Annotated in this window: 15 protein-coding genes; 9 read left to right on the top strand and 6 right to left on the bottom strand. The window is 49.0% G+C overall.

Features of this window, described 5'->3' with window-relative positions; translation table 11 throughout:
• Window positions 1-4 precede the first annotated feature (4 nt).
• On the bottom strand, window positions 5-1,585 hold the full coding sequence (ubiB, locus tag ABJO30_03335; GenBank protein MEP3231845.1) for a 2-polyprenylphenol 6-hydroxylase: 1,581 nt from the start codon (window positions 1,583-1,585) through the stop codon (window positions 5-7).
• A 9-nt stretch (window positions 1,586-1,594) separates the two neighbouring features.
• Window positions 1,595-2,350: a bifunctional demethylmenaquinone methyltransferase/2-methoxy-6-polyprenyl-1,4-benzoquinol methylase UbiE gene (gene ubiE / locus ABJO30_03340; protein ID MEP3231846.1), complete on the bottom strand. Its 756-nt coding sequence runs from the start codon at window positions 2,348-2,350 to the stop codon at window positions 1,595-1,597.
• A 120-nt stretch (window positions 2,351-2,470) separates the two neighbouring features.
• Here ubiE and mutM point away from each other — a divergent pair, with 120 nt between their 5' ends.
• The 9 genes from mutM (at window position 2,471) to doeA (ending at window position 13,862) form a co-directional block, all read left to right on the top strand.
• Complete coding sequence (gene mutM, locus ABJO30_03345) at window positions 2,471-3,352, top strand: bifunctional DNA-formamidopyrimidine glycosylase/DNA-(apurinic or apyrimidinic site) lyase (GenBank protein MEP3231847.1); 882 nt, start codon at window positions 2,471-2,473, stop codon at window positions 3,350-3,352.
• Between the two features lie 120 nt (window positions 3,353-3,472).
• Window positions 3,473-4,246: an enoyl-CoA hydratase gene (locus ABJO30_03350; GenBank protein MEP3231848.1), complete on the top strand. Its 774-nt coding sequence runs from the start codon at window positions 3,473-3,475 to the stop codon at window positions 4,244-4,246.
• Between the two features lie 168 nt (window positions 4,247-4,414).
• The gene (rpsT, locus tag ABJO30_03355; protein MEP3231849.1) at window positions 4,415-4,681 is read left to right on the top strand and encodes a 30S ribosomal protein S20; all 267 of its coding nucleotides are present in this window, start codon (window positions 4,415-4,417) and stop codon (window positions 4,679-4,681) included.
• Between the two features lie 602 nt (window positions 4,682-5,283).
• Entirely contained in the window at window positions 5,284-5,715 is a 432-nt protein-coding gene (locus ABJO30_03360) for a rhodanese-like domain-containing protein (protein MEP3231850.1), read from the top strand.
• Between the two features lie 215 nt (window positions 5,716-5,930).
• On the top strand, window positions 5,931-7,448 hold the full coding sequence (gene dnaA / locus ABJO30_03365) for a chromosomal replication initiator protein DnaA (GenBank protein ID MEP3231851.1): 1,518 nt from the start codon (window positions 5,931-5,933) through the stop codon (window positions 7,446-7,448).
• A gap of 249 nt (window positions 7,449-7,697) precedes the next feature.
• Window positions 7,698-8,816, top strand: a complete 1,119-nt coding sequence (dnaN, locus tag ABJO30_03370; GenBank protein MEP3231852.1) for a DNA polymerase III subunit beta — start codon at window positions 7,698-7,700, stop codon at window positions 8,814-8,816.
• A gap of 18 nt (window positions 8,817-8,834) precedes the next feature.
• A complete protein-coding gene (gene recF / locus ABJO30_03375; GenBank protein MEP3231853.1) occupies window positions 8,835-9,983 on the top strand; it encodes a DNA replication/repair protein RecF in 1,149 nt (382 codons plus the stop codon).
• 198 nt (window positions 9,984-10,181) lie between these two features.
• On the top strand, window positions 10,182-12,608 hold the full coding sequence (gene gyrB / locus ABJO30_03380) for a DNA topoisomerase (ATP-hydrolyzing) subunit B (protein ID MEP3231854.1): 2,427 nt from the start codon (window positions 10,182-10,184) through the stop codon (window positions 12,606-12,608).
• A gap of 72 nt (window positions 12,609-12,680) precedes the next feature.
• Entirely contained in the window at window positions 12,681-13,862 is a 1,182-nt protein-coding gene (doeA, locus tag ABJO30_03385) for an ectoine hydrolase DoeA (protein MEP3231855.1), read from the top strand.
• Between the two features lie 10 nt (window positions 13,863-13,872).
• On the opposite strand, the gene ABJO30_03390 is transcribed toward doeA, so the two are convergent.
• The 4 genes from ABJO30_03390 to ABJO30_03405 all read right to left on the bottom strand — a co-directional run bounded on the left by ABJO30_03390 (window position 13,873) and on the right by ABJO30_03405 (window position 17,162).
• Window positions 13,873-15,018 (bottom strand): aromatic ring-hydroxylating dioxygenase subunit alpha, encoded by a 1,146-nt coding sequence (locus ABJO30_03390; GenBank protein ID MEP3231856.1) that lies wholly within the window; start codon window positions 15,016-15,018, stop codon window positions 13,873-13,875.
• 65 nt (window positions 15,019-15,083) lie between these two features.
• Complete coding sequence (locus ABJO30_03395) at window positions 15,084-15,500, bottom strand: Fur family transcriptional regulator (GenBank protein ID MEP3231857.1); 417 nt, start codon at window positions 15,498-15,500, stop codon at window positions 15,084-15,086.
• Window positions 15,500-16,336: a metal ABC transporter permease gene (locus ABJO30_03400; protein MEP3231858.1), complete on the bottom strand. Its 837-nt coding sequence runs from the start codon at window positions 16,334-16,336 to the stop codon at window positions 15,500-15,502. Before ABJO30_03400 ends, ABJO30_03395 begins: the two co-directional genes overlap by 1 nt.
• Window positions 16,329-17,162 carry a metal ABC transporter ATP-binding protein gene (locus ABJO30_03405; protein ID MEP3231859.1) on the bottom strand — a complete coding sequence of 278 codons (834 nt, stop codon included), beginning with the start codon at window positions 17,160-17,162 and terminating at the stop codon, window positions 16,329-16,331. Before ABJO30_03405 ends, ABJO30_03400 begins: the two co-directional genes overlap by 8 nt.
• Window positions 17,163-17,214 lie beyond the last annotated feature (52 nt).

The following is a 17,214-nucleotide window of genomic DNA, read 5'->3' on the forward strand; positions in this document are numbered from 1 at the left end:
TGTTTTACCCCTGCCACATCACCACGGCAAGCGCGCCAACAGCAATGGCAATCGCCCACAGACCATAGGCCGTTACTTTTGCGCTTTTGCTCTCATCACCGCTAAAGGCTTTCAAGGTTTCAGGATCAAGCCGCAAACCCTTTTCGCCCACCGCAGCCATTTCGGCAGATAACTTCTCTGCGCGGGCGGCAAGTTCTGGCAGATCACCTACCAACTTACCCAGCGCATTAACGCCATTGGCAGCACGGCGAATATGCGCGGCAGGTCCCACTTCGCGGCCAATCCAACCTTTGATCACAGGTTCAGCTGCTTTCCACATGTTGAATGATGGATCGAGTGAACGGGCCACCCCTTCAGCTACCACCATAGTACGTTGAAGGAACATCAACTGCGGCTGCATCGGCATATCAAACAGGTCCGTCACATCGAGCAATTGCTGTAAAAGCCGTGCCATTGAAATATCGTCAGCCTGCGCTCCGTGGATTGGCTCACCAATCCCACGCAATGCTTGTGCAAAATCTTCAACCTTGTGGCGAGCTGGCACATAGCCCGCTTCAAAATGAACCTCGGCAATCCGCATATATTCGCGGTTGATGAAGCCCCAGAGGATTTCAGCTAGAAACCTGCTTTCGCCCTCATTGATCCGCCCCATAATGCCGCCATCAATCGCGACGATCTTGCCGCCTTCTGTGACAAACATATTGCCTTGGTGCGGGTCGGCATGGAAAAAGCCATCGCGCACGGCTTGGGTAAGAAACGAATTGATCACCTCATTGGCAAGCTCTGGGAGATCGTAGCCAGCAGCTTCTAACCCCTCAAGGTCTGAGAGCTTCAAGCCATCAATCCATTCCGTCACTAAAATATCGCGGGACATGAAGTCCCATACAACGTCAGGCGTGCGGTAATTAGGGTTGTCTTCCATATTCTCGCCAAGCTCAGACAAAGCTGCCGCTTCTAGGCGAAGATCAAGCTCTAACTCAGCAGAACGTTCCAGTGTTTCAACGGCCGCAACGGGGCGCATGCGTCTTAATGACGGGACGAAAAACTCCGCCCATCGCGCTGCGATAAAGAAGGCATCGAGATCATTTTTAAATCGTTTGCGAATATCAGGCCGTAAGACTTTAACAGCCACTTCGCGTGTGGTGCCATCTGCATTGCGACGGGTTGCCTTATGAACTTGGGCAATGGAGGCTGCGGCAATTGATTCTGAGAAACTCTCGAATAATTCGTCACACGGCTTGCCGAAGGCTGCTTCAACTTGTGCTTTAGCAATTGCCGTATCGAATGCTGGTAAGCGATCTTGCAAAAGCGAAAGGTTGCCTGCGATTTCTTTGCCCACCATATCAGGCCGCGTTGCGAGGAACTGACCTATTTTGATGTAGCTTGGCCCCAATCGGTTGAGCGCTTGGGTTAGTCGCTCAGCATTGTTGGCTTTTTTAACCGAGCCTTTTTCAAAAATCCGCAATACTTTGATTGCGAATTGGCCAGATGGCGGCAATTGCTCAGGGTCGGCCAGCCGCGTTACGCCTTCGCGCATCAGCACCCAGCCAGCTTTGACCAATCTAAAGTAAGACGAAATTGCCATAAGGTGCCTTTAGAGATTCCAGCCAGAATGAAGGCAAACAGCACCGCCCGCATAAACACGGTGGCTTACTTGGTCCATGCCTGCTGTTTTCATCATCGCTTCAAACCGCATTGGGTTCGGGAATTTACGGATTGATTCAACAAGATATTGATAGGATTCACGGTCACCTGTCACAGCCTGCCCAACACGTGGGATAACATTGAAGGAATAAGCGTCATAGATTTTATCAAAGCCCGCAACATCCACTTGCGAAAACTCTAGACATAAAAAGCGTCCGCCGCGCTTTAATACACGCCGTGCTTCTGAAAGAGCTTTGTCGATCTTTGGCACGTTACGAATACCAAAAGCGATTGTATAGGCATCAAAGGAATTGTCTTCAAAAGGAAGCTCTTCGGCATTGCCTTCTTGAAATTTGATATGGGAAAACCCGCGTTCTTCTGCGCGTTCTTTGCCCACTTCAAGCATAGAGCCGTTGATGTCGAAAACCGTTGATTGCACGTTGCTGTTAGACCGTTCTGCAATACGAAACGCGATATCGCCTGTTCCGCCTGCCACATCAAGGTGCGTGTAATCACTTTGTGATTTTGACGGATTGAGGCTTGAGACCATCGCATCTTTCCAAACACGGTGCATGCCCATCGACATGAAATCGTTCATCACATCATATTTTTTGGCAACAGAGTGGAAGACTTCATCCACCATGCCTTGCTTTTCGCCTTCTTCGACCTTTTGAAACCCGAATGATGTGGCATTATCCACTGTCATGATCCAATCGCCTTTATTCACGCGCAATTTTCTTGCTGCTGTACTTATTTGAGCGGACACTATTATAAGACACAATGTCTGTCACCCGATCTCTCTTAATATAGTTATGCGTGAAGAACTATGCCTGAGCTTCCTGAAGTAGAAACTGTTCGCCGTGGTCTTGCCCCTCATATGGAAGGCGAGACGATCATCAAGGTTGAACAGCGCCGCCCAAATTTGCGGTTTGAGTTTCCAGAACGGTTTGTTGAGCGGTTGGAAGGCCAAAAACTCATCTCAATGGGCCGTCGTGCGAAATATCTGGTCGCCGACATGGAAGACGGCACCGCTCTTATTATGCATCTTGGCATGTCTGGCTCATTCCGCGTGGAAGGGTTAGACGACGGCGACCAATTGGTAGACTTTCATTATGATAGAAACAAAGCCGCCAAACATGACCATGTGGTTCTTCACATGTCTAATGGGGCGCAGGTTATCTATAATGACCCGCGACGCTTCGGCTTTATGGATCTGGTCGCCCGTAATGAGCTGGATCAATGCAAGCATTTTCATAAAATGGGGGTTGAGCCGACGGGTAACGCGCTTTCTCCTGATTATCTAGCCCAAGTTTTTATTAACAAGACGACGCCGCTTAAGGCCGCTCTGCTTGACCAGCGCATGATTGCGGGACTTGGTAATATATATGTATGCGAAGCTTTATGGCGCGCGCATCTGTCGCCAACTCGTGCCACGGGCACACTTGTGACCAAAGCTGGCAAACCGACGGTAAAACTTGAAGAGCTGACTACGCATATTAGAGAAGTAATCGCAGACGCCATCAAAGCAGGCGGCTCATCGCTTAAAGACTATGTGCATACAGATGGCTCGCTTGGTTATTTTCAACATTCTTTTGCAGCCTATGACCGCGCAGGCGAAGACTGCCGCAAAGAAGCGTGTAAAGGAACGATTGAGCGCATTGTTCAAAGTGGGCGATCCACCTTCTATTGCCCAACGTGCCAACGATAAAGAGCGTTCATTAACCATTACTGCGAAATAACTTTGCAATCCGGCCTTGAAACTAAGAGGTGAAACTGCTTTCAAGATCTTATAAAGTTAACATTTAATTCATCATGAAAGAGGGCGGCTATGGGTTACGACACAATTCGCAAAGAAGTTAAAGGTGAAGTTGGTATTGTTACTCTGGACAGACCCAAGGCACTCAACGCTCTCAATGCACAATTGATCGAAGAACTGCTGGATGCCGTTGTTTCCCTTGATCAAGACAGCAAAATTGGCTGCATCGTCATTACAGGCTCAGAAAAAGCTTTTGCAGCTGGTGCTGATATTAAAGAGATGCAAACACGCGGTTTTCCTGATGTTTATCTCGATGACCTTTTCGCTAAAACAGAACGCTTAGCCGCATGCCGCAAACCTGTAATCGCGGCTGTCGCAGGCTATGCACTAGGTGGCGGTTGTGAGCTTGCCATGATGTGCGACTTTATTATAGCAGCCGATAACGCGAAATTTGGCCAACCTGAAATCAATCTAGGTGTGATTCCCGGCATTGGCGGCACACAACGCCTCACCCGCGCCATTGGCAAAGCAAAATCAATGGATATGTGCCTTACCGGCCGCATGATGGACGTAAAAGAAGCCGAAAGCGCTGGTCTTGTGTCTCGTATCGTTCCAATTGCAGATTTGATGGATGAAGTGATGACCGCTGCTGCAAAAATCGCAGATCAATCACTCACCACCAATATGATGTTAAAAGAAGCGGTCAATCAAAGCTTTGAAACCACGCTTGCCGCTGGCCTTTTGTTTGAACGCCGTAACTTCCATTCCTTGTTTGCAACCCAAGATCAATCTGAAGGAATGCAAGCATTTATCGAAAAACGAGCCGCTCAATTCAAAAACAAGTAGTAATGATGCCATTTTTCGCGATTTCGCCAATTGACGAAATACAGTCGAGAGATTATAAGCCCGCTACTTAGAGATTTCGTCGTAATCTGTGGGATGCATGCCTGTGGCAACACAGAATGGTTTTTTCCGACTCGCGACACCCGAAAAACTTGATCAAGGATGACAACAATGGCGAATACGCCTTCCGCCAAGAAAGCAACTCGTAAAATTGCGCGTCGCACAGCAGTTAACAAATCACGCCGCACAAACATGCGCTCTTTCTTACGTACAGTAGAAGAAGCAATTACCTCAGGTGATGCAGGTGCTGCAAAGACTGCTTTGAACGCAGCTGAGCCAATCGTAATGCGTGCCTCACAAAAAGGCATTTTGCATAAGAATACAGCTTCTAGAAAAATCTCACGTCTTACAAAACGTGTTAAGGCATTGTCTGCATAAGACTTTTTTACAGAGCTAGAATTTAAGGCGCCGCAAGGCGTCTTTTTTTTTGCCTTTTGCATTATTTTTTCACACTGCGAACAAAGGTTTGCATGCAAACCTTTTCCACATGCGTTGAGAAGTCAGTATAAACGTTTACTTTCAATAATTTACGCTACAACCCTAGCGCCACGTGGCCTCAAAAAGCCTGATCAAAATTTTTAACGCGCCCTCACGTAGCAATAAAAATGCAGGAAAGCGTTCCTAAAAAAATCATAAAAAATGTTAACCATTTGAATTTTTAACGGTTTTAAAAACCCGCCGTGGATGCTGTTTTTCCTGAACTGATGTCAAGCAAATTTTAATTTTTTATTTCGCCTGAATCGCTTGTTTGGGGCTAGTCCACAGCACGGCATTTATGATAGCTTAATTTTGTCTTAAGGGGTGCTCTGGATGCCCCATGATACCAAAGTACAAATCACATTTGCCCCGTAAAAAGGGCAACGGTTTGGCTTCTTCTAATGGGGCCATATCGGCGAAGCTGTGCCTGCCAAAGAGCGAGGTACATAAGATCAATATGACGGTCTGACTTTAACAGATCGCGCACGAAGGATGAGGGAAGTATGTCAGAGTATGCTGGGGATGTTGAATGCTCAACGGCCTGGGAAAATCTTGCGAACAACAAAAATAGCATTCTGGTTGATGTGAGAACATCTGCTGAATGGAATTTTGTTGGGCTGCCAGATCTTAGCAAGCTGCAAAAAGATATTGTTCTACTAGAGTGGCAGCAATATCCAGCAATGAACGTGAACTCTGCTTTCATTTCCGACTTATCGTCCTCAATCGAAAAGGCCGGCGGCGGCCCAGACACGGAAATTTATTTTCTGTGTCGCTCAGGTGTTCGAAGCCAATCGGCGGCGATTGCCATGACGAATGAAGGTTATAAGAACTGCTTTAATGTGGCTGGCGGCTTTGAAGGCGGTCACGACGGGCAAAAACATCGGGGACTGGTAAATGGCTGGAAAGCCAGCAATTTACCTTGGCATCAAAATTAAAAGAACGGAGTCGATACGACTAAGACAGGGAATAGACTGAGCAAAAAAACGAACGAGGACGCGTCATGAAATGATGCCAACCTTTCGCTACCGGGCTTAAACCCCCGGACTGTGCATCGGAAACTGAAATAATCAGCACCGATAAGCAGGAGTAGGAATACAGCTTTAAAAAAACAGCTTTATGCGGCCAGGACAGATGGGGGAATACTAAAATAATGCCTAAAGACGGAAACAAACTACCAGGAATACACTTCGACATCACGGATGAATCGAATTTTGTTGAAGAGTCACACGTTGTCCTCTCTGTAGAAGAACAGAAAGAAATGTGGGATCGAATTAAAGCTAAATTGAGAGTGCAGCTTGGCGAAGATGTATACTCAAGTTGGTTCAAAGGATTGGCTCTTGAAAACCTCGATAAGAATACAATTTTCTTGTCCGTGCCAACATTGTTTCTGCGTCAGTGGATTGATACCCACTACGGTGAGCGGATCCTAACGCTCTTACAAGAAGAGCAAGCCGATATTAAAGCCATTTCAGTCTCAGTGAGGGGAGCTGCGCGCAATCGTAATCGCCCTGCCCCAAAAACAGAGAACGAAAAACCTGTCCATCAAAACACGACACCAATGAACCCTGTTGGGTTTCGCAATGATGATCAAATGTTCCGCCGTATGGGCGACATTGAAGGCCCTCATGGTGGTGCACCCCTAGATCCAAAGTTTACCTTTGCTAATTTCTGCCCAGGTCAAGGTAATAATATGGCCTTTACCGCAGCCAAAGCGATTGCCACTGGCGACCGCTCCGTAACATTCAACCCTATGTTTGTTCATGCGAAAGTTGGCCTTGGTAAAACGCACCTCTTGCAAGCAATTGCTTGGGAAAGCCAACGCAGCAAATTACCGCGCCGCGTTTTGTATTTCACGTGTGAGCGCTTCATGCAGAAATTGCGCGAAGGGTTTGCCAATAAAACAATTGCCGAAATCAAAGATCGTTTGCGCGATGTTGATGTCATGATCATCGACGACATTCAGTTTTTGGCTGGTGATAAATTCCAACAGGAATTCAGCCACCTTCTGATTGCACTCGTAGAAGCCAACAAGCAGGTTATTTTGTCAGCAGACAGACCAGCAGCAAGTTTGGAAACTATTGATGAGCGAGCCCTTTCTCGCCTTCGTGGTGGTATCACCTTGCAGTTGGAAAGCCCTGAGCCTGATCTTCGCCGCAAGATTTTGGAAAGCCGCCTGAACGCTCTTCGCGCTGCTGATCCAAATATCATCATTTCTGATACGATTTTGGATTATGTGGCACAGGCAGTCACCACCAATGGCCGTGATCTTGAAGGCGCGTTAAACCGTCTTGTGGCTCAACAATGCTACACGGGTGCGCCTGTAACGCTTGAATCAGCTCAACTCGTCCTTCGTGACCTCATTCGTTCAGATGAACCACGCAAGGTGATGATTGAAGACATTCAGCGCATGGTCGCAAACCACTTCAGTATTTCTAAATCTGATCTGGTTTCACAACGCCGCACACGGGCAATTGTTCGTCCGCGTCAGATCGCTATGTATCTTTGCAAAACCATGACACCGCGTTCACTGCCAGAAATTGGCAAACGCTTCGGTGGCCGCGACCACACAACCGTTATTCATGCGGTTCAAAAGGTTGAACAACTGATGGGTGAAGATCGTACGTTTTCTGATGACGTAGAGCTTTTGAAGCGACTATTAAACGATTAGTAATCGCCTCAAACTCCCGAGCAACCGAGCACGGCAGATGGCAACATCGCTGGCTCGGTTGTTTGTTTTTTGAGCACCATTTGTGCCTGACATCTATTTTCCTGACTTATCCCTCAAAATATTGAGGACGAAGGGGCATACAAGCGCCCACAGACTTGCGTTTTTGTGCCAGCAAGGTCAAACATTTGATCCCGACGGAACAATCCGTTCGGTGACCCTTTTCGTTGTTTGAAACAGGTATCTAATCTAATGCGTATTACAATCGAACGTTCAACTCTTTTGAAATCCCTAAACCACGTTCATCGTGTGGTGGAAAAACGCAATACGATACCGATCCTTTCCAATGCCCTTTTGCGCACTGGTGAAGGTGAGCTGATGCTCAAAGCAACCGACCTCGACCTTGAAGTGGTTGAGCGCATTCCAGCTATGGTCGAGACACCGGGCGGCACGACAGTTCCAGCCCACATCCTTTTCGACATTGTTCGCAAATTGCCAGACGGTGCTGAAGTTCTGCTTGAAACCGACGAAGGCGGCGCGACCATGCGCGTTCAAGCAGGCAAGTCAGAGTTCCGTTTGCAAATCTTGCCAGAAGATGATTTCCCTGAGCTCGCTGCAAACGAGTTTTCTCATCAGTTTAATTTAGCGGCAGGTGACTTGCGCAAGATCGTGGACCGCACGCAGTTTGCAATCTCTACCGAAGAAACACGCTATTACCTCAACGGTATTTATCTTCATGCTGTAGAAGTAAACGGTGCAAACCTACTTCGTGGTGTTGCGACAGATGGGCACAGACTTGCTCAAATGCAGCTCCCTGCCCCAGATGGCGCGCCCGGCATGCCAGGCATCATCATTCCGCGTAAAACCGTTGGCGAAGTTCAAAAGCTTCTCGATGATCCAGAGCAAAACGTGGTGATCGACCTTTCAGCCAGCAAAATTCGCTTTACCGTTGGCAATATCGTTTTGACCTCAAAATTGATCGACGGCACCTTCCCTGATTATTCACGCGTCATCCCACAAGGCAACGACAAAGAGCTACGTGTTGACCGCGACACATTTACTGCAGCCGTTGACCGCGTATCAACGATCTCATCAGAACGTGGACGCGCTGTGAAGCTTGCTCTTAGTTCAGGCCAAATGGTGCTTTCTGTCGTGAACCCAGAATCAGGCACTGCGGAAGAAGAACTGGCTGTTGAATATGATGCAGACGACATCGATGTAGGCTTTAACGCAAAGTACCTGCTTGATATTGCAAATCAACTTCAATCAGACACCGCCATCTTCCGCCTTGCTGATCCAGGCTCGCCAACATTGGTTGAAGAAAACGGCAATGAAGATGCGCTTTTTGTTTTGATGCCAATGCGCGTTTAATTGAGCGATAATTTTGCCATGGATCAGGTCTTTCCAACGCGCATAACAGCGCTGAAATTGACCAGCTTTCGAAACTACAAAAGCCTCAATCTTGACCTTGAGCCGAAGTCGGTTGTTCTTGCTGGCCCCAATGGGTCTGGCAAAACCAATCTACTGGAAGCCGTCTCCTACCTCTCCCCCGGTCGCGGGTTGCGCCGTGCGCAATATGTGGATGTGGGATTGACGCCAGAAAAGGGCGGTGATGGCCTTTGGGCTGTTGCAACAAGCCTTGAAACAGAAAACGGCGACACGGAGATTGGCACTGGCCTTTCCATGCAAGATGGGGTGCCAGATAAGTCGCGCCGCATCCGCATTGACCGCCAACAAGTCAAAAGCGGCGACGCCTTAACCGAATATGTGCGCGTTTTATGGCTCACACCCGCCATGGACGGCCTCTTTACAGGGCCAGCGGGTGATCGCCGCCGTTTTCTAGATCGCCTTGTCCTAGCGCTTGATCCAACCCACGGGCGACGAGTGAATGATTTTGACAAAGCCGTCAGGAACCGAAACAAGGTTTTAGAAGAAGCCTTCGACAATTCATCGTGGCTTGATGCAGCTGAAATGCAAATTGCTGAACTTGGAACCGCGATCACCGCCGCCCGTCACGAAATTCTGGCACTGCTTTCGACTGAAGTTGAAAAATCAAGCGCCATGACAGAGCATTTTCCTCAGGCGCTCCTAGAACTTGAAGGCTCAGTGGATGATTTGGTGCGCACGCATTTGGCAACTGACGCAGAAGACGCCTACCGTTCGCTGCTGCAACAATCCCGCCGCCGTGACCGTGCTGCAGGTCGCACACTTGAAGGGCCACATCGCTCTGATTTACTGGTGCGCCACGCTGAAAAAGATATGGCCGCACGGCTATGCTCCACCGGAGAGCAAAAAGCGCTTCTTATCGGGATTGTATTGGCACACGCCAAGCTGGTCGGCACGATCGCGGGCATGGCTCCTATCGTCCTCTTGGACGAAGTTGCTGCCCATTTAGACCAATTTCGCCGTGCAGCCTTGTTTGATGTGTTAGAAGCACTCAATTGCCAAGCCTTCATGACGGGAACTGACCGAGATTTATTCGCTGATTTAGGTGATCGCGCCCAATTTCTGCATGTCGAGAACGGAACCATCTCTTAAACCGTTGATGACCCATAAAAAACGTCGATTTATCGGGCATTTAGAACGCGTAAGTGCTATAAAAACACCGTGATTCTTGTGTTTTGTATTCACAATAGCAAAACCCCACGTGGATCGTATTTATTTCAAAGATACATCCACCCAATGACGAGCCAAATCGACCATAGACTTGGCTAAACCTAAGCGAAACGGCTTCTAATGAGCGACCCTGTAGAAAACACTCCTGAAGAATATGGTGCAGACTCGATTAAGGTCTTGAAAGGCCTTGACGCAGTGCGCAAACGGCCCGGCATGTATATCGGTGATACCGATGACGGCTCAGGCTTGCACCACATGGTTTATGAGGTGGTTGATAACGGTGTTGATGAGGCGCTCGCCGGACACGCTGATATTGTAACCGTGACGTTGAACCCAGATGGTTCCGTGACGGTGACAGATAATGGTCGCGGTATTCCAACAGATATTCACGCTGAAGAAGGCATTTCAGCGGCTGAAGTGATTATGACCCAACTTCACGCTGGCGGTAAGTTCGACCAGAACTCCTACAAGGTTTCTGGTGGTCTGCACGGTGTTGGTGTTTCTGTGGTGAATGCCCTGTCATCAAAACTATTCTTGCGCATCAAGCGTGCGGGTAAGCATCACGAAATGTCGTTCACTCACGGTGTTTCAGATGGCCCCCTTAAAGTTATTGGTGAGTGCGGTGATGAAACAGGCACTGAAGTAACCTTCCTGCCATCGACAGAAACCTTCACGCAGGTCGAGTTTAACTACGAGACGCTGGAAAACCGTTTGCGGGAACTCGCGTTTTTGAATTCAGGCGCGCGCATTGTTCTAACTGATAACCGCACATCAGAAACACGCTCGGAAGAAATGTATTACGAAGGTGGCCTTGAAGCCTTCGTTCGCTACCTCGACCGCAATCGCAAACCGCTTATTGCTGGCCCGATTACGCTTAAGGGCGAGAGAGACGGCATTACCGTTGAGTTGGCAGCGTGGTGGAACGAGAGCTACCAAGAGCATGTGCTTTGCTTCACCAACAATATTCCACAGCGCGACGGCGGCACACACCTTGCTGGCTTCCGTGCAGCGTTGACCCGCCAAGTAACAGGCTATGCAGATACCTCAGGCATCACCAAAAGAGAGAAAGTCTCACCAACCGGCGACGATTGTCGTGAGGGCATGACTTGTGTGCTTTCAGTGAAAGTACCAGATCCGAAATTCTCCTCCCAAACAAAAGACAAACTCGTATCATCAGAAGTGCGTCCTGTTGTTGAAGGCTACGTCAATGAGGCGCTTAAAGATTGGTTTGAAGAAAACCCATCTGAAGCCCGCACGATTGTTTCCAAAGTGGTTGAAGCCGCTGCTGCCCGTGAAGCGGCCCGCAAAGCGCGCGAACTCACACGGCGCAAAGGCGCACTCGATATCGCCTCCCTCCCTGGCAAGCTTGCTGACTGCCAAGAGCGCGATCCGTCGAAATCAGAAATCTTCCTCGTCGAGGGTGACAGTGCGGGCGGCTCTGCCAAGCAAGGTCGTGACCGTGGCAATCAAGCTGTTCTGCCTTTGCGCGGTAAAATCCTCAATGTGGAACGGGCGCGTTTTGATAAGATGCTCTCATCAAACGAGATCGGCACGCTGATCACGGCGCTTGGCACAGGCATTGGCCGCGAAGAGTTTAATCTTGAAAAACTGCGCTACCACAAAATTATCATCATGACAGATGCGGATGTGGATGGCGCACACATTAGAACGCTGCTCCTCACCTTCTTCTTCCGCCAAATGCCAGAGCTGGTAAATGGTGGTCATATCTACATCGCGCAACCGCCGCTTTATAAGGTGTCACGTGGTAAGTCGGAGCAGTACCTCAAAGATGAGGCAGCGCTTCAAGACTACCTAATCGACAACGGCTTGAGCGATACAGTCTTGCAGCTTGGCTCTGGCGAAGAACGGGCTGGCGAAGATCTTCGTTCGATCATCGAAGAGGCTCGCTCTGTACGCACCTTCATTGAAGGCGTTCACACACGCTATGACCGCATGGTTCTTGAACAAGCAGCCATTGGTGGCGCGCTTGATGTTGAGATGGTGCAAGACGACAGCAAAGCCAATGCTGCCGCCGCCAACGTGGCCAAGCGATTGGACGCAGTATCGGATGAATTCGAGCGCGGTTGGAGCGGTTCGTTTAATGGCGAAAGCGGCTATCTGTTTGAGCGTACCGTGCGCGGCGTTAAAGAAGTTGCCCGCCTTGATATGCCGTTGATTGCTTCTGCGGATGCGAGAAAACTGCTCACCTTTGCCACATCGTTACAAGAAATTTATGACACGCCAGCAACCTTGAAACGCAAGGAAGTTGAAACGGTTATCTTCGGCCCACGCACCATGCTGGACCAAGTATTCATGATTGGTCGTAAAGGCCTCGCACTTCAGCGCTACAAAGGTCTTGGTGAAATGAACCCTGACCAGCTTTGGGAAACCACACTGGACCCGAATGTACGCACGCTCCTGCAAGTTAAAGTGCATGAAGCGCTTGCCGCGGATGACATCTTCTCCAAGCTCATGGGCGATGATGTTGAACCACGCCGCGACTTCATTCAGCAAAACGCGCTGACGGTTGCCAACCTCGACGTTTAGTCATCGACCAAACATCTTGACGCTTGCCTGATGGTCCCCCACACTCATTTTTGAGACTATGGGGGACTTATAATGACCGATGCTGTTCTCAACTTTTCAAGAGATGAATACGCCCAGCGGATCGCGAAAACGCGGGTCGCAATGGCTGCTGCCAATGTTGACGTGATCGTCGTCACCGACCCTTCCAACATGGCATGGCTTACCGGCTACGATGGCTGGTCTTTTTACACCCATCAAGCCGTTATTCTTTCCATGGAAGGCGATCCGATCTGGTGGGGCCGCGGCATGGATGCTTTGGGCGCTAAGCGTACCGTTTTTATGCCCCATGAGAACATCGTTGGTTATGACGACACCTATGTTCAAAACGCTGAAAAACATCCCCATGAAACGCTGGCCATACTGATCAAAGAGAAAGGTTGGGCGAAGGCTACTATTGGCGTTGAGCTTGATAATTATTATTTCTCCGCTGCCGCCTATCAAACGCTCACCAACAATCTAAGAGATGCCACTTTTCAAGACACAACAGGATTGGTGAACTGGCAACGGGCGATCAAGAGCGAAACCGAAATCACCTATATGCGGCGGGCGGCTCGTATTGTTGAGAAGATGCACGCGATGATCGTCGAGCGGGCGGAACCGGGTTTGAAGAAGAACGAACTTGTCGCTGAGATTTATCACACTTCCATCATTGGTGCAGATGGGCATTGGGGCGATTACACGTCAATGGTCCCGATGACGCCGTCAGGCATGAACGCTACCGCACCGCATCTCACATGGGATGATACGCCGTTTAAAACTGGAGAGAGCACCTTCTTTGAAATCGCGGGTGCCTATCGTCATTATCAATGTCCGCAATCGCGTACCTTATTTTTGGGCGACGCGCCGCAAAAATATCTTGATGCCGAAAAGGCGGTTTTAGAAGCCGTGGAAGCAGGACTTGAACAAGCAAAGCCCGGCAATCGCTGCGAAGATATTGCCAACGCTTTTAATGCGACATTGAACAAGCTTGGCTTTGAAAAAGATAGCCGCTGCGGTTATGCAATTGGGCTTTCTTACCCGCCAGACTGGGGCGAGCGTACCATGTCATTTAGACGCGGCGATCAGTCTATTTTGCAAGCTGGTATGACCTTCCACTTCATGCCTGCCTTATGGCTGGATGATGGTGGGTTAGAAATTACCGAACCGCTTTTGATTACGGAAAACGGTTATGAATGCCTATGCAACACACCGCGCGAAATGACGATAAAACGCTAGGGACCTGACCCTAATCCAGTTTCGCGCCCAGCGCATCGACCACCATGGATTGAAAGTGATGGACTGCATGTTCTGAAAGTTCCGTCTTGCCATGGTCAACGATAAAACGGCCTTGGTTATAGGCCTTTGATGAAAGCCCACGCTGAACACTTTCGCAAAGGCCAATGTCTTCCGGCTGCAAAATGTCTTTTTGATAATCTGCGGCTTCCTTCAACTGCGGCGAAAGCTTCCCGCCTTTTGTGAACCAGTCTTGATATTCAAGGGTTTGGGTGGGTGCTGTTGGGTTCATTTGCAGAACCGATAAATTGGCCTCGCCTGGGTAAATCCATATCGTGAAATTTGGCCACACGAAGAAACCAGCATACCCAAAATCAACATCACCCTTTTCAAAACTAAACGCCTTAGACGTGGTTGTTCTGGGTGCCGCCGCGCATTGCGACGAATAACGCTTATGGGTGATGGTGCGATAAGAATCCATATCGACCAAATCGACAAAATCTTTATGGGCAGGTGCGCAGTGGTAGCACTCTAGGAAATTATCAACGAGCACCTTCCAGTTTGACGCCACATCAAACGTGTCGCGCTGGGCAAATTCCAGCGTATCAACTGAGGGCATATACTGACGGATCTCATCTTCAAGGCCATCAAATTGCTCTGCGAATGGTGTCGCGTCAGGATCAAGGTTGATCATGATCATGCCGCAGAAAATTTCCATACGAACAGGTTTCAGCGAGAAGTCACATTTGTTAAAGCCTGCAACATTTTCAGAGTTTCGCGCATTAACAAGATTGCCCTCAAAATCAAAAGCCCATGCATGATAAGGGCATGTGATCACGGATTTACGGCCAGCGCTTTGAAGAAGTTCATGCCCGCGGTGAGCACAGACATTATAAAACGCACGGATTTCATCATCCTGTCCGCGGGTGACAAAGACATTTTGCTCATGAATTTTTGTGGTGAAATAAGAGCGCTTTTCAGCAACTTGGCTGACGTGACCTGCATAGTGCCACGTCTTATAGAAGATCGCTTCTTTCTCCATGTCGTAGATATCAGCACTTACATAAAATCGCGCTGGCATGGTGTAGGAAACAGACGGGTCGGCAGTAAATGGCGCATCGCCATTTTGCCGTTCCAGCAAATTTGCCGAATTACTCATTGATCAACTCCCCCCATATTCCTCGAATAAAGAGACTAGTCGGAAATCTTACGAGCGCAATGGTTTTATGAAGTCTTACAATCCGCACAGAGCCCTTTAAGCTCAATCACGGAACTGTTGAAAGTGAAATTAGCCCGATCAGCAAGAGTCGAAAGGGTTGCAAACAAGTTGGGACCCGTTTCTTCCTGCACCCGACCGCATTGTTCGCAAATAGCAAACAGAACAGTATGCGGTGCATCCTCATCACAGCCTGAATGACGACAAGCAACAAAGGCGTTGAGGCTTTCAAGACGATGGACATAGTCGCCTTCTGTCAGTTTTTCCAAGGCACGATAAACCTGCAATGGCGCACGAAAGCCATCATCACGCAGTTGATCGAGCAAAGCATAAGCACTGAGCGGCACGTCTGACTTCATCAAAGCATCCAAAACAATTTTCTGCTTATCTGTAAGAGGACGGCTATTTCCGTGCGAATGACCCATTATTTAACTCCCGTGCTTTTGGTCTTTGCCACATGATTCTTTTTTTTCATAATATTAGCAAATGGCGTCATGGCAATGATGAACCCTAGCAAGCTTGCGACAACAATGCTTGGGCCGGTCGGTGTATCCCATTCCCAAGAGCCATAAAGCCCCGCAATGACTGACAAAGCGCCAATAATCATGGCAATTATCACCATTTGTTCAGGACCAAGCGCGAAACGTCTGGCGGCGGCGGCTGGTATAATCAGCATGGCGGTTATGAGCAGCACACCAACAATCTTGATTGATATGGCGATGACGGCGGCAAGAAGCAGCATGAAGATAATATTCGCTCGCTCGTAAGGCATGCCTTCGGCAACGGCGAGTTCTCGGTTGACAGTGCCTGCAAAGAGTGGCCGCCAAATCTTAGCTAAGATGACAAGCACCGCAGCACCGCCCGCCCAGATGATGCCTACATCCATTTTGGAAACGGAAAGAATGTCGCCAAACAACAACCCCATCAAATCAAATCGTAGCCATGTTAAAAAGGCGAGTAAGACCAGCCCGAGAGCCAGAGCCGAATGAGACAACAGCCCTAGCAAAGCATCCGCAGATAGCGGGGCGCGCTTTTGAAGAAGCAGCAACGACATCGAAACGCCAACAGAAACAACGAACACAGCAAGCGTTACGTTCACTTCAAACAACAAGGCTAAGGCGACACCTAACAAGGCTGCATGAGAAAGCGTATCGCCAAAATAGGCCATACGTCGCCACACCACAAAACACCCAAGCGGGCCAGCCACCAAAGCAACACCAATACCTGCGAGCAAAGCGCGGATGAAAAAATCGTCAAGCATTGGACGCCTCCTCAGCTGTTTCTGAACCTTGCTTAGAATGACTGCGATCATGATCGCATGTATCGCTGATCGTGCCGTCTGCGTGCTCCACCCGACCATCTGGCAAGTGAGTGTGATCGTGGTGATGTTCGTAAACAGCAAGTGTTGAGGTTGCGCGTGCACCAAACAAGGCTTGGTATTCTGCACTAGAGGCAACGCTTTTCGGCGTGCCTGAGCAACACACATGGCCGTTCAAACATAAAACACGGTCTGTTGCAGCCATCACCACATGTAAATCGTGAGAAATTAAGAGGACACCGCATTGCAGGTCATCGCGGATTTTCTTGATCAAATCATAAAGCGCAATCTCACCGCTGAAATCGACACCTTGCACAGGCTCATCAAGCACCAGCAACTCAGGCTTTCGCGCCATCGCTCGCGCTAACAAAACCCGCTGAAATTCGCCACCAGATAAGGTGCGCACTTCGTGATCTGCCAAATGAGAAACACCTGTTGCCTCCATTGCTGAAGCAACTTCCGACGCGGGCACGCTGCCCGTTAACGTCATGAATCGTTTAACAGTTAAAGGCAGCGTCCAATCAATGGCCACTTTTTGCGGCACATAGGACACCCGCAGGTTTTTACGTTTTTCTACGCGACCTTCATCTGGCTTCGTAATCTCTAACGCAATTTTTGCAGTGGTTGATTTACCGGAGCCATTGGGGCCGATAAGCGTCACTATTTCGCCAGCGTCAACGTGCAGGTCAACACCTCGCACGAGCCAGCGGTCATCTCTAAAAACTCCCGCATTAGTGAGTGCGATGAGAGGTTGATTAGTTTGAGACATCGTCAAAATTCATTTTTCTTAGCAGCAAGTTTGGACTTGTATTGAATGTTAT

The sequence above is a fragment of the Hyphomicrobiales bacterium genome (assembly GCA_039973685.1).
GTDB lineage: Bacteria > Pseudomonadota > Alphaproteobacteria > Rhizobiales > JACESI01 > JACESI01.

Coding starts and splice junctions, on each gene's coding strand:
- ubiB (MEP3231845.1), bottom strand. CDS start 1,585: ATGGCAATTTCGTCTTACTTTAGATTGGTCAAAGCTGGCTGGGTGCTG.
- ubiE (MEP3231846.1), bottom strand. CDS start 2,350: ATGACAGTGGATAATGCCACATCATTCGGGTTTCAAAAGGTCGAAGAA.
- mutM (MEP3231847.1), top strand. CDS start 2,471: ATGCCTGAGCTTCCTGAAGTAGAAACTGTTCGCCGTGGTCTTGCCCCT.
- ABJO30_03350 (MEP3231848.1), top strand. CDS start 3,473: ATGGGTTACGACACAATTCGCAAAGAAGTTAAAGGTGAAGTTGGTATT.
- rpsT (MEP3231849.1), top strand. CDS start 4,415: ATGGCGAATACGCCTTCCGCCAAGAAAGCAACTCGTAAAATTGCGCGT.
- ABJO30_03360 (MEP3231850.1), top strand. CDS start 5,284: ATGTCAGAGTATGCTGGGGATGTTGAATGCTCAACGGCCTGGGAAAAT.
- dnaA (MEP3231851.1), top strand. CDS start 5,931: ATGCCTAAAGACGGAAACAAACTACCAGGAATACACTTCGACATCACG.
- dnaN (MEP3231852.1), top strand. CDS start 7,698: ATGCGTATTACAATCGAACGTTCAACTCTTTTGAAATCCCTAAACCAC.
- recF (MEP3231853.1), top strand. CDS start 8,835: ATGGATCAGGTCTTTCCAACGCGCATAACAGCGCTGAAATTGACCAGC.
- gyrB (MEP3231854.1), top strand. CDS start 10,182: ATGAGCGACCCTGTAGAAAACACTCCTGAAGAATATGGTGCAGACTCG.
- doeA (MEP3231855.1), top strand. CDS start 12,681: ATGACCGATGCTGTTCTCAACTTTTCAAGAGATGAATACGCCCAGCGG.
- ABJO30_03390 (MEP3231856.1), bottom strand. CDS start 15,018: ATGAGTAATTCGGCAAATTTGCTGGAACGGCAAAATGGCGATGCGCCA.
- ABJO30_03395 (MEP3231857.1), bottom strand. CDS start 15,500: ATGGGTCATTCGCACGGAAATAGCCGTCCTCTTACAGATAAGCAGAAA.
- ABJO30_03400 (MEP3231858.1), bottom strand. CDS start 16,336: ATGCTTGACGATTTTTTCATCCGCGCTTTGCTCGCAGGTATTGGTGTT.
- ABJO30_03405 (MEP3231859.1), bottom strand. CDS start 17,162: ATGTCTCAAACTAATCAACCTCTCATCGCACTCACTAATGCGGGAGTT.